Source organism: Salmonirosea aquatica (genome assembly GCF_009296315.1).
Taxonomy (GTDB): domain Bacteria; phylum Bacteroidota; class Bacteroidia; order Cytophagales; family Spirosomataceae; genus Salmonirosea; species Salmonirosea aquatica.
In genome coordinates, this window is sequence record NZ_WHLY01000002.1 from 5,060,895 (window position 1) to 5,073,573 (window position 12,679).

Annotated in this window: 6 protein-coding genes; all 6 read right to left on the reverse strand. The window is 50.8% G+C overall.

Translation table 11 applies throughout. From position 1 onward, the window contains the following. Positions 1-12: 12 nt before the first annotated feature. Positions 13-3,186 carry an FAD-dependent oxidoreductase gene (locus tag GBK04_RS22040; RefSeq protein WP_152763446.1) on the reverse strand — a complete coding sequence of 1,058 codons (3,174 nt, stop codon included), beginning with the start codon at positions 3,184-3,186 and terminating at the stop codon, positions 13-15. Positions 3,187-3,279: 93 nt separating this feature from the next. Further along, positions 3,280-4,983: a RagB/SusD family nutrient uptake outer membrane protein gene (locus tag GBK04_RS22045; RefSeq protein WP_152763448.1), complete on the reverse strand. Its 1,704-nt coding sequence runs from the start codon at positions 4,981-4,983 to the stop codon at positions 3,280-3,282. Positions 4,984-4,994: 11 nt separating this feature from the next. Next, entirely contained in the window at positions 4,995-8,390 is a 3,396-nt protein-coding gene (locus GBK04_RS22050; RefSeq protein ID WP_373331208.1) for a SusC/RagA family TonB-linked outer membrane protein, read from the reverse strand. Positions 8,391-8,415: 25 nt separating this feature from the next. Next, positions 8,416-9,420 carry a FecR family protein gene (locus GBK04_RS22055; RefSeq protein WP_152763450.1) on the reverse strand — a complete coding sequence of 335 codons (1,005 nt, stop codon included), beginning with the start codon at positions 9,418-9,420 and terminating at the stop codon, positions 8,416-8,418. A 94-nt stretch (positions 9,421-9,514) separates the two neighbouring features. Beyond that, the gene (locus GBK04_RS22060; RefSeq protein ID WP_373331209.1) at positions 9,515-10,195 is read right to left on the reverse strand and encodes an RNA polymerase sigma-70 factor; all 681 of its coding nucleotides are present in this window, start codon (positions 10,193-10,195) and stop codon (positions 9,515-9,517) included. Positions 10,196-11,062: 867 nt separating this feature from the next. Then, the gene (locus GBK04_RS22065) at positions 11,063-12,145 is read right to left on the reverse strand and encodes a glycosyltransferase family 61 protein (RefSeq protein WP_373331210.1); all 1,083 of its coding nucleotides are present in this window, start codon (positions 12,143-12,145) and stop codon (positions 11,063-11,065) included. Between the last annotated feature and the right edge of the window lie 534 nt (positions 12,146-12,679).

Genomic DNA, 12,679 nt, shown 5'->3' on the forward strand with positions numbered 1-12,679 from the left:
TTTTTGTTGAGATCAAACCTCTACCGCTTTGACGAGCTTTTGGGTCGGGCGGGGGTAGGGGAGTTTGGCCACGTACTTCTTCCAGGCATCGGCATTGTAGCCGTGGTCGGCCTGGCTGAGGGTGCGTAGCTCGGAAGCCGCAAATTTTTTAAGCGTATAGTGAATATCATTGAGGTAGTCGGCCAGCATAGTGTAGCCCGTTTTGGCACCGCACCGTGCCAGCGCCGCTGCTAATGCTATCTCAAGATTGGCACCATAGGTTCGCCAGCGTACCTGATCGTAATCCTGCGTCCGGTAGCCTTTGATGTTCTCGTCGGTCAGGACCTTTTCGAAAGCCGCGATGAACTGCGGATCGGGCACCCGGTCGGCGTAGAAGCAGAGGTTGAGAATGCGGTTGTAGAAAGGCACGAATTTCAGGTCGATGCGGCCATTGTAATATTCGCTGGTACGCTCGATGTAGTCTCCGCCCGAGGCCGTGTGTTCAATAATATGCCGGATGGTGGAGTTGGGCTGCGTGCTGCCAGCCATCGCCAAGAGCGCAATATTCTGATTGATACGCCAGAAATGGCCCTCGAGTTTATTTTTCTCCCGCCCCCGGATCGAATCGTAGTCATCGACATAGCCATCGGGGTAGCCTTCGCTCTGCTCTTCGGTGAAAAGCAGCTGCAACTCCCGTTCGATGAGGTCTACACCGCGCGCGTCGCCAAACCAGGCCAGGGCTTTGGCCAGCAGGAGCTTCCCGGCGGCGGGAGACGTTTTTTCAAATACCTCGCTGAGTACCGGCAGGGCTTTTTCTTTCGGGATGCGGCTGCACTCGTAGAGGTACTCCGGCGCGCCCTGGGCCAGGGCATCCACCCGACGACGGATTTCGCTGGCGTCAGCGCGCTGATCACCCGCTTTTTTGTTGGCGTAAGGGGTGGGCAGGTACCCCTGTGCCATCCATTCTTTCTGCAAACGCGATACATCATACTGGCGGGGTTCCGTCTTATTCCAGGCCAGGTCAGCGGCGATCTGGCCGGTCAGGTACCCCAGCACGATCAGGTCGGCGGTCATGCGCGTAAACTGCAGGGCGTTGTGGGTTTGGCTGTACCCACGGCCCGACAGCAATAGCCCGTCAAGGCGCTTAGGTACCAGGCAGCGGTAGGGTACCTCCACGGTGATGTCGTTGGAGTGGGGAAGCAGGAAGCCACACTTGGTGAACTCCGAACTACCGATGTTGTGCGGATCGAAGTCGCTGCTGGCCAGGGCAATAACATCTTCAAAGTGACGCCCTTCGGCGCAGTCGATCAGATCCAGCACGTGCATCCCTTCTACCCGCCGTGATTCCCGTACCGTCAGGAAGGGATGGAAGTCGTAGTGATGGGCTTCGTAGTGCGACAGGAACAGACCACGTTGCAACTCGGCGACCTTAGTAATGTCAATAATGTCGTAGTCGCGGTTGGTGGCAGAGGGTAGTTTGCCCGGCGCGGCAACATCCCACTGGCTGTAGTTCTGGGTATCGCCCAGGCGGGTACTTCCTATCTGGTACTCTGCTCCGGCAAAAGCAGCCACATCGCCGTCGCCGGTGGCGTCGATGGTTACGTGACTCTGAATGAGCTCCAGCTGCCCGTGGCGGCAGATCAGCACGCCGTTGACGCGGTTGCCTTCCACGAGCGCACCGCACAGAATAGAACCCGCCTTGAACTGTCCGCCCGCTTCCTGTAGGCTCTGGAGGTGGTAGAGTTTCCGGCCGATCTTCTTGTTCATATTGGCCTCAAACGCTACGCGCTCGGCCTCGTCATTATGCTTTTTGAAAAAAGGATTGTCTTTCACACCGTGGTAGTAGCCCATTACGCCGCCCATGGTTTTGGTGCCGCCCAGGTTATTGAAATAATCCACCACGATGGTATTCGCCCCTTTTTCGGCCGCTCCCAGGGCCGCCATGGCCCCGGCGGTACCGCCACCGGCCACCAGTACCTGGCATTGCTCCTTGGTTTTGACCAGCTTTTCAAAGTCGAAAAGTACCTGCTGGAGCGGAACGATGAGGCCCGGTTCGTCGACACCCGAAAGCTTCAGGTTACTGAAAGGAATACTGGAGCCGACGGTCAGTAACGACTGAGGACTGGTACTTTTGGTGTACCGGAGCTGGCCCACCAGCGCTGTAGCCGATGCCTGTATTTTCTGGATGGCGTCGGTGGTAAGAGCACTTGAGACGCCGGGCAGCAGGTAATGCCCTTTCAGTTTTGTTTGGGGCAGGGTTTCGTCGGCCAGATACAGCGATGTTTCCAGCGCAAACTGGTTGATCTGGGCCTTGGTCAGGCTGGGGTCCACTTTCTTCAGATCCCGACCCAGCCGGGCTGATAACAGTTTGGCCTGGTGTTCGATCTCGTCAAGATTCTGGGACGGAACCGGGAATTCAAACTCCATGAAAAGCTGGTCGGCCGAGCGCTTGCCCGGATGAAACTGTACGCGATCCTGGTGCAGCCCGAAGCCCTGGCCTACCTTCACTGCCCGCTTTTGTGGTTTGTCGGCCTTCATGACTTCGAGCACAAAGCCTGCCCGCGCAATCTGGTACTTGTCGCCCAGCAACTGTCGGCTGAACAGCAGATTGTCGGAGGCGTCGATGAAGCTGCGGCCCTTGATGCTGTACAAGCCATGCTTGCAAGCCACCAGCACCCCCTGCACGGTATCGCGGTCGGTGAGGAGGCCGCAGACATCCGTCATCAGCAGCACATCGACCTGATTGGTGAGCAGGTTGCGCAACATTCCTTTGCGCACACTACCCGAGAAGAGCAGTACCTCGTCGCCAAACTGGCTGGCCCCGTAGCCGCTGCCTCCAGCGTTTTGCAATTCGGTTTTTTCTTCGGCTGGTAAAAGTACCTCCGCCAGTCCGGCAGGTAGTTTGTCCAAGCCTTCGCTTTGATTACCCAGGCCCAGCCAGAGTTTTCCTTTGCCGGCCAGGTCGTAGCCGGGGCTGGTGCGTTTATCCACGATGAGTACCTTTTTTCCCTGGCGTACGGCTTCCAGAGCTGCAAAGTACCCCGCCAGCCCGGCGCCGTTGATGATCAGGTCGTAGGTGTCGAAGGTACTTGGGCCCGAAAACTGCCGATTGATGTCGCGCAGCGCCTGCGGACTGATGAAGCCAGAGGCAGCCAGCATGACTCCGGTGGCGGGTATACTGAGGTTCAGGAATTCTCTTCGTTTCATGGGAATGTAGATTTAGACAACTACTTGCTTTCTAAAATGACTTTGGAAGCTAAGACTGTACTTGGCAGAAAGTAATCGATGTGGGGATTTTCTTTATAAATAGCCGGGATTCTGCTCGAACTTCGCACCTGTGTTGGCGTCTATGACTTTTTGAGGGATCGGCCAGAATCTGTTGAAATCCTGGATCGTGCCGCCCGAAGAAGGTCCGTTGGGTACAGAAGGTTTAGAGTTATATTTCTTTACACGGTCCACAAGCCTTCCCATCCGGATGAGCGTTCGTAACCGGGGTTCTTCTACCACCAGTTCACGAGAACGCTCGTCGAGAATAAAGTCTTCGGTAACATCTGCAGCGGTTATTAATTTCGCCTTGGCCCGGCTTCTCACGACATTGATGTCATCGGCCGCTTTAGCCAGATCTCCTTTTCTGAAATAAGCCTCCGCGCGGTACAAATAGGTTTCAGCTACGCGCATCCGGCTGAAATCTTTGACCGTGTTTCCACTCAAAACATTATTGCCAACCGGGGTACCATTAATCTTCCTATAATAGGGATAGTACATGCGCAGCGTGTCCAGCTCGAAATTTGTGATGGTTCCGTCATTTCTAACCGTGTACAGTTTGCCATTCGCGGCTTTTCTGGTGCGTATCGGTTTTCCAAAATATTCCGGATCTGCCGGATTGTTGTAGTAGAATACCCGTTGAATATTGTATTCAGAGTTGCGCATATCATTGGGATCAATCTTCCAGATATCATATTTCAGATAGTTGGTAGGTGAGTTCACCCCAATACCTCTGCCCAGGCTATCAGAAGGCAAATTAAGCTTAGCATTGGGAGACTGGGTGCGGTCGTACTCAGGACCCCAGTACCGGATGCTGTTGTTGGCTGATGATGCTGTAAAAGTACCACCGATGGTGAAATTCTCGAACTGCCACGCCCACATGACTTCCTTGTTTCCCTGTGACCAGTTGATCTGACCTTCGGCAAAAACATCAGAAAACACATCGCCGGGCCTTGAAGAGGCCGGACCAAAGCGTTCGGTCATGATCTGGTAGTCACCCGCTTCCTTGCTGATTACCTTCGTGGCGGCAGCAATGGATTTGTCATAAAAAGTTGGGTCTTTTTTCTCCATCCCGAGGGATATATAAACCTCGCTCAATAAATGAAAAGCCGCTGCCCTCGGTATTCTGCCATCGGGTACCTGAGTAGGTAGTAGTTGGCTCGCCAGTTCAAGATCTCCCGCCGCAAAGGCCAGCACGTCGGCCCGGCTATCGCGCACGAAATCAAACTTGGGTTCCGTGATCCGCTCCCTGACGATCGGTACACCCCCATAGATATTGGCCAGGAAATTATAGGTATATCCTCTGAAAAAGAGGGCTTGCCCCTTAATATTATTCCTATCCGCTTCGGCGATATCCAGCGCAGGATCGTCGATGTTCTCTAGAATAAGATTAGCCTTAACGATCATTTCTTTGAACGCCCAGTCCCAATAAATGATCGTTGCGCTCAGATTTGAATTGAGCAGACTGTAATCCTTGTTTCCCCTCGAATCGTTCCTTCCCCACTGGGTCTGATCGGTTCCAACAGTCATGTATTCAAAATTGTTGGAGGCAATAATGTGTTCCTGACGTGCTCCCTCATACAGGGAAACAACTGCCGCATCGTAACCCGCCGCACTGGTCAGCAGGTTTTCTGGACTAAACCGGTCCAACGGAACCTCGTCAAGGTACGACTCGCTGCACGCTGTCCCGATGAACAAAAGGGAAACGATTAATAAACTACGGTTGAATATATTTTTCATTTTTTGAAGCATTAGAATGAGATATTGATACCGGCAACATACGTTTTCAGCAAGGGGCCATTTCCCCCCGGCGACCGTCCTCCCGCGCCAAACTCAGGATCCCAGCCCTTCCAATTTGTCAACGTCGCCAGATTTTTACCACTCACATAAATCTGTACGCTACCTAATCTTGCTCTTTTCGTGATAGTCTCGGGGATGCTGTAAGCAAACGAAACATCCTGAAGCCGCACAAAACTTCTACTCTGATAGAATCCGTAACCCAGCGGATTTCGGTAATTAATCCGGGGATAGTCATTGATCGGGTTCGCAGCAGTCCAATAAGGCACATCTAAAAAATTCATCTGATCATAGAAGTTGCTGCCAGGATTCAGCATCGAAACGGAGCTATACCCTCCCTGTCTCATATTCAAGGCAACCGTTAAGCTGAATCCCTTGAAGCTGAGTATATTGGTAATTCCCATATTGAAGTTTGCCTGATCGTTGTTGACCACGGCCCGGTCGTCGGGGCTTATTTTTCCGTCAGGAATCCCATCGGGGCCGCTTATATCCTTGAATTTAATATCACCAGGTTGTGCTCCCGGTATCAGGCTAAGGTCATCCCCTTCCTGAAATATCCCATCGAAAACATAATCGAAATTTGAGCCCAGCGGTTGCCCGATAAACCACCCGCTGGCGATATCGTCATCTTCTATTCCGTCATTGTCCAGATCCCTGCCGGTGAGCTTCACAATTTTGTTGCGGTTGAATGAAAATGCCACGCGGGAATTCCATTCGAAGCCCCTTTTACGGATATTTACCGTTTTCAGGTCCACCTCAAGACCATAGTTTTTTGTTTGTCCTATGTTGCGCAGGAACCTTTCGAAACCATTGGTATTGGGAATGATCTGTTGCAGCAGCAGATCAAACGTATTGCTCTGATAGAAATTGATAGAGGCTCCGATTCGGCTCGAAAATGCCTCTATATCGGTACCAATGTTAAAGCTCTCGGTAGTCTCCCAGCCCAGGTTCGGGTTGGCCAGGGTGCTGGTACTTAGCCCTACCGAGGTTGGACTTCCGTCGCCAAAAACGTAATTGCTCTGGTTCACCTGGCTCAGAGAAGAATATTCAGCTACCCCCCGGTTGCCATTCCGCCCCCAGGAAGCCCTGAGTTTCATGAAATTGATGGCTGGTATCCCCTTAAAGAAATCTTCGTCACTCATATTCCAGCTCAGTGCTGCAGCGGGAAACACACCGAACTTGTTTCCGGCTCCGAAGGCCGAAAATCCATCCCTGCGTATACTTAGGGTCACAAAATACTTGCCTTTTAAATTATATCCCAGCCTCGCCATGCTTGAGATTTGCTTGTTTTCAACCGCACCTGCATCGATATTAAAGTTGTCTCCAATCTCCAGCGCATTGTATCCCAGTGCATCATTGAAAATATTCTGACTGGAAAGCTCTGAAAACTGGTTTTTGAATTCATACAGACCGTAGAGCAAGGTCAGGTCGAGATGGTGATCCTGTCCGAAATTCTGCTGGTACTTGACGATATTTTCCAGCGTGAAATTCTGACTTTCCCCATGCCTTTTCGAGCCGGAACCCAGTCGGTTGACGGGTTTGTAGGCCGGCACATACTGGAAAAGCTTCGAATCCGTCCGGGTGTATCCGCCGTTAATCTTGTAGGAGAGCCCTTTCCAGATTACTATGTCGGCAAATATATTGGTGAATAGCACATTCGTGATGGAGTGTCGTGTGTTCAGAATATTGGACATGATCGGGCTGGGTACCCCTCCGATATCCATGGGTAGTGGTTTTGGCGATACCCCGTCTTCCAGATACAACTGAGCGAAGGGACTCAGTTGCGTTACAGCTCCCAGATCGACCCGCACACCTGAATCATCCCTGGAAGAGAAACCGCTGTTGATACCTAGTTTCAGCCAGTCGGTAGCTTGCACGCCGAGGTTCAGCCTGCTCGATAGGCGACCAAAGTTATCGCCGCGCACTGGTGATTTCGCTGCCGTGTAAGCACCGGAGAAAAAGTAATTGACGCGGTCGGTTTTGCCTGAAACACTGAGTTCGTAATTGGACATCGGGGCGCTCTGCCTGATTTCCTCAAAAGGATCGATGGTACGATTGGCCGCGATATTGGCCAGTTCGCTCGGCCAAAACGGGACGGAGCCACCATCCGCAATTTCGGCGTCTTTCCGCGCCGCCAGGTACTCTTCCGGAGTCAGAAAGTCGGGCAAAAAAGCGTAGTCCGAAAAACCCATGTAGGTGTTCAGGCCAAACTTCGGCTTACCCGATTTTCCTTTTTTGGTCGTGATTTCGATCACGCCATTGGCCGCCAGGGACCCATATATAGCGGTCGAACTGGCATCTTTCAGTATATCGATAGATTCGATGTCATTGGGGTTAATGTCGGCAAGGCTACCTCCTGCGTAGATAATCCCATCCAAAACGATCAGTGGGGCATTACTTCCTGATATCGAATTGATACCCCTGATTCTGATACTTCCGTTTTGCCCGGGCCTTCCGTTGTCAGTTACCTGCACCCCTGCGGTCGTCCCCCGTAATATTTGGGTGGCGTTTGTATTGGGCTGAAGTCTCGTGTCCTCGATGTTGACACTCGCAACTGCCCCGGTCAGATCTTTTTTCTTGGCTGTTCCATAGCCTACCACCACTACTTCATCAAGTGATTTGGTATCGACATTCATGGTCACATTCAGGGTAGTTTGATTTAGTACTTCCACTTCCTGCGACAGGTACCCCACAAAAGAGAAGACCAGAACCGCCGCTTCCTCCGGCACGGAGAGTTGAAAATCTCCGTCGGTGTCGGTGGTAGTGCCGCGTTGGGTACCTTTCACAACCACACTCACGCCGGGAAGACCCGCCCCGGTTTCGTCGGTAACTTTACCGCGCAGGGTGCGGTCTGCTGCGGTCCGGTTGGTGGCAGAGCCGGGAGTCGATACCTCCGCGATTTCCGTTTGCTCAAGGTTCTTTAGCGGATTCGGTTCCGGGTCGGAAGAGGTACTACTTTCGGGAGAAAGGTCGGCCTTGGCCGTTTTTTTCGCCTTTTTCTCGGCTAGTACCATGTACGAGCTACTGTTTACTTTTTTGTAGCGTAGTCCAAAGGGACGCAGTACCCTATCCAGATTGCTTTCCAGGTTCAGATGTTTGCTGACGGTGGATGGAGGTACCGTCAGCCCTTCTACTGTTTTGCGTTCAAACAGAATATCAACCTGAAACTGGTTTTTGAGCTGGTTAAGTACATCTTTCAGTTGCAGCGCTGCCGGTTTTTGGGTACCGGGTTGTTCCTGCGGGAGTTGACGGGCCATGGCTACAGTTTGGGCGTAGCCCGGTTGCTTTCCAAAAAGCAAAAGTAAGAGCATAAACCCCACCAGCGGGGCTTTGGGTAGTGGTAGAGACATAATAAAAAAGGGTTTAGAAATAAAATTATTTATCCGCCATTTGAACACGATTCCCTTGCCTTATTACGCTGATGTCCAGTAATTCAGAAATCGTAAGTAAAAGTTCATCGAGGTTTCTGGCTCGAAAGGAACCCATCAGTACACGCTCGGCGAGGGCCTGGCCCTGAATTTCTACCTGGAGTCCGTAGTTTTCCTGCAGAAGGTAAGCTACTTCTTCGAGTGTGGTTTCTTCAAATACGAAGCGCTGTTCTTCCCAGGCCGAATAGCTGGATGCTTGCCGGGTGGTCCGGAGCTGTACATTATTTTGCCGGTCGAAGGTTACCAGGTCGCCGGGTTTCATGGTAACTTCTTTCCGTGTGTTTTCCTGCTGGTAGCGGACCTGTACCTTGCCTTTGCTGAGCACCACTTTGGAGTTATGTTGCCGGGCGTACATGGTAAATTCAGTCCCCAGTACTACTACGTCGATTCCCTTGGGTGTTCTGACAATAAACCGCTGGTTGGAAGGCGTGTGAGTTACGGAAAAGTTGGCTTCGCCCGTCAGGAATACCTCCCGGGTTTTATCGCCAAATCCCCAGCGGGGTACCCTTAGCGATGAGTTGGTATTGAGCTTGACGGTGCTGCCGTCGGTCAGCTGGAAGCGCTGGATTTCGCCGTAAGCAGTCTGGTAGGTTTGGTATTGGATGGAATCCCGAAATATCCATCCGCCCAGGCCCAGTAGGAGTGAGGCTGCTACCAGCCACTGCAATCCCCTTTTTCGAGTTATTTTTGGGCTACTTTCCCCAAAAGAAGTTTCCTCGGGCGTAAGCAGGGGCAGCGGGTTGGTATCCAGAAATTGCACGTAATTTTTCAGAGCCGAATCGGTGGAGGCTTCGTACTGCATGTGCTGGAGTTCCCACTCTTCCAGCCAGGCATAGTACTGCTCCTCGTTGCTTTCCACTCGAAGCCACTCCTCGATCCGCTTCCTTTGCAGGGGTGAGGTTTTGCGGGCAAAGTGGTAGAATAGCAAGGTTTTGGATATATCTGTTTTCATGCGAAAGATCAAGGCTGTTTATATACTAAGACACAAGCGCTGTAAAAACCCCTTATTGCCTGATGGAGAAAGGTACCTTTTCAAGGAAAACTATCTAAAATACGAAGAGAGAGACTAGGCTCCAGACCCAGTAGTCTTTGAGCCCTTTGCGGAGAATGGCTAATGCTTTACCGATATGCACTTCTATCGTCTTGATGGAAGTACCCGTTTCATCGGCAATTTCCTGGTACTTTTTCCCTTCGAATCGGTTCATCAGAAAGACTTTACGACACTGTGGCGGCATTGATTCGATAAGTACTTCTACCCGCGCAAACACTTCTTCAAACTGGGTGATGTGGTCGGGCCGGTGGCTTCGCGACGACTCCTGATGCGCAGCTGCTTCCATCCCTTCCGTTTTACGGAATTCCAGTCGAAGGTAGTTATAGGCCTGATTTCGAACACAGCGGAAAAGGTAAAAGCGATAGGATGATTTGATGCTTTCGTAAGCCTTGGTTTTCCATAGCCGGCAGAATACGTCACTCACCAGGTCCTCGGCGATTTCGCGCGAATACACAAAGCGCACAGCGTAGCTGCATAAAACCTGATGATATCGGCGAAAGAGTAATTCACATCCCTGCCGGGGATTTATTTCAAATGCCTTCCGGATAAACAACTCCGAATCATGAGTGGCATCCTTATTCTCTTCGGGCTCGACTGACACGGCCTTCAGAGGAGGGCGTGGCTGCTCCATCGCGTGCCTTTCGTGTGAAGATTCTGCGGGTAGGGGTACTGGCATAGTTTATATTAACCTAATTATCAGGACTATTCAATATTCCTACTTAGAAGACAACTTCTAAAAAAAATCCCCTTACTCTATTTTGATTATTTTCGGAAGAAATTGAAATAAAAAGATACCCGCAAAATGCGGGTACGAGTCCTTACAAGCTGCAGCCATTAAATCAAACATGTATTTTTAAGCATGGCAGGCAACTTTTCCCGCTCCCTTTTTTGCAATCAATGGACTAGCACAACTGATGCTGTAATTAAATTCTGGGGTTCAGCAGTGTAATCAAGAAGGATACAAGACTAGCCAGCGTTACTGACCCGCCCATGGTCCGAAAGTAACCCTTGAGTTGGTAAATCAAGATGAATTTCGAGCCCTTAAGATCCTTTCATCGACAATTAGACGTGGGATACCGAGTAGGGCAAGGGTACCGTAACCATTTCCATTTTTGGCGATAACCTCATATGTGGAGCTTTTTATCGGATTGCACTTTTGGCCATAAGGATATGTCCCCAATATCCAAATGGTTGGTTTGCGGGAGAGAAGGGAATGTTCCTGGCAATTAGATGAGGGACGGGGAGGCTGGCGACTTAAAAAATACTTTATCGTAACCAATCAGCGGACGCAGGTCTATAATGAATGCTGGCAGCCGCAGGGCAGCTATTAGTATTTGGGGACCACTGCATTTCGGCAGCTGGTCAAAAATTTTCAGGCTAATGCTGGCAGTACCCGGATAGTCGGGGAAAAGTATAATACGGATCTATTCCTTACCAGGGCTGTGCTTTTTGATCAGGAGAGTGGTTAGAAGCGCAATCCAGACAAGAAGGACCTGATGTACGACAACGCCTCTAACCGGCTTCCCCGACGGTCAGAGTATAACTAAGGCGTAGCAACAGGCAACCAATTCTTCATGCAGAGCTCTAACTCCGCTATCGATACTTCAATGTCATCTTCCAGCCCTAGTGACCAATCTCCTGTGCCAGCCGGACCGTGATAATAAGCCGAGTAACCAAGACCCAGTGTGTGGGCCAGATATCGGAAGAAACCAGGTGTATACGTGGGGGCGAAGATCTCAAATAGCTGGGTACCCGGTTGACACCATACGATGTTACTGAAGGATGCTCCATGCGGGCCGATGATGAACTCGGCATTTTGATAAATTCGTACCTGTTCGGTGACAGAACGGGGAATGTCTTCGATAATCTCAAACCCGTAGTTCTGCAGAAGTGCAGTTACCGCTGATTCGTTAAGAATGCGTCGACGCCCCGACCGGCTGATATAAATCCTCTTACGCGGCTCATCAATCGGTGGAACCTGGGCCAATACGTACTTGCGGAGGGCAAATATATCTGCTTTGTTAGGATAAAACCAGTGACCCGTATTAGCCAGTACGCACCGTTCAAAGGTTACGTTCGTGGTGCGACTATCTACCACCTGGCCTGTAGAAACGCCCAATAAGTCCAGAAAATCACGCTCGTAACTAGTGCCAAACAAGGGGTAGGAAACGAATGCTGCTTTAAACTCGGATTCGGGTAGGGCCTCTTTGAATCGGCATAGTTTGGCGGCAACCAAAAAGACAAAATCGTAATAGCCACCCCATATGGCTCCGTCTAGATAATGGCTCCACGGTGCCATCAGCGTTGGCGCAAACAAGGCCGTTCTTTTGATCGGGGGAAAAAGGTTGCGGTGAAAATCATCCGTATTCACATCCAGACACAAGAGTTTCCTGCCAATTTGGATGCTGCCATAGGGATACTGTTTCGCTACTCCGGCTGAAGCTTCATGAAGCCAGACTGAAACAGTTTGGTTAGCAGTCTGTTCGGCCGGGTAGTACCGTTTGGTCGGCTGGCCTAGGTCCACTGTTTCGGGTAAGGTAAACGTGTCGGCAGGGTGACTGCTGATCCGATGACCATCGAGAAATGACTCGGTTTGGATGGCGTCCAGAAACGCAACACCTCTCATTCGGTACTGCAAGCGGGCAAAAGCAAGCCAATACCCTCGAAACTTTCTTTTTAGTGTGCGAAGTAGATGTTTAATCATCGTCTACTTGGGTTAGGAAGCCAGCTCGTCGTTGGTACTGAACTGACCTTGGTACTTGTTCTTGAAATATTTTTCCAACCCCCCTAGCTAGTCACCCTCACTGTCATCAGGCTGCTAATGAGAGCCAAGGGTACATTGAACTCAATTTGAACCACAATCCCCGCCGACTTGAAGTGATTGTGCAACACCAGAAAGATGCCCAGCAACCTAACCAGGCTTATGGCCTCTTACTACTCTCGGACTTAAGTCGAACCGCAACAAAAGCTGATGACTTCTTATATCAGCCATTTTAGTTAGTTCATGGGTAGTGATCCGTTCAGCCAAAGATATGAAAAAAAAGAAAAGGTGATGTTGCCAAGTTTTCTACCGTGAAGGAATAGACGTGGTGACAGTTTAGATGATTACCAAATCAAATAAGGTATCGGAAGCGACTGATTAGGATCAGTACTTCTTGTT

Excerpts from the sequence above, each read along its gene's own strand:
- GBK04_RS22040 (WP_152763446.1), bottom strand. The coding sequence starts at position 3,186 with ATGAAACGAAGAGAATTCCTGAACCTCAGTATACCCGCCACCGGAGTC.
- GBK04_RS22045 (WP_152763448.1), bottom strand. The coding sequence starts at position 4,983 with ATGAAAAATATATTCAACCGTAGTTTATTAATCGTTTCCCTTTTGTTC.
- GBK04_RS22050 (WP_373331208.1), bottom strand. The coding sequence starts at position 8,390 with ATGTCTCTACCACTACCCAAAGCCCCGCTGGTGGGGTTTATGCTCTTA.
- GBK04_RS22055 (WP_152763450.1), bottom strand. The coding sequence starts at position 9,420 with ATGAAAACAGATATATCCAAAACCTTGCTATTCTACCACTTTGCCCGC.
- GBK04_RS22060 (WP_373331209.1), bottom strand. The coding sequence starts at position 10,195 with ATGCCAGTACCCCTACCCGCAGAATCTTCACACGAAAGGCACGCGATG.
- GBK04_RS22065 (WP_373331210.1), bottom strand. The coding sequence starts at position 12,145 with ATGAGAGGTGTTGCGTTTCTGGACGCCATCCAAACCGAGTCATTTCTC.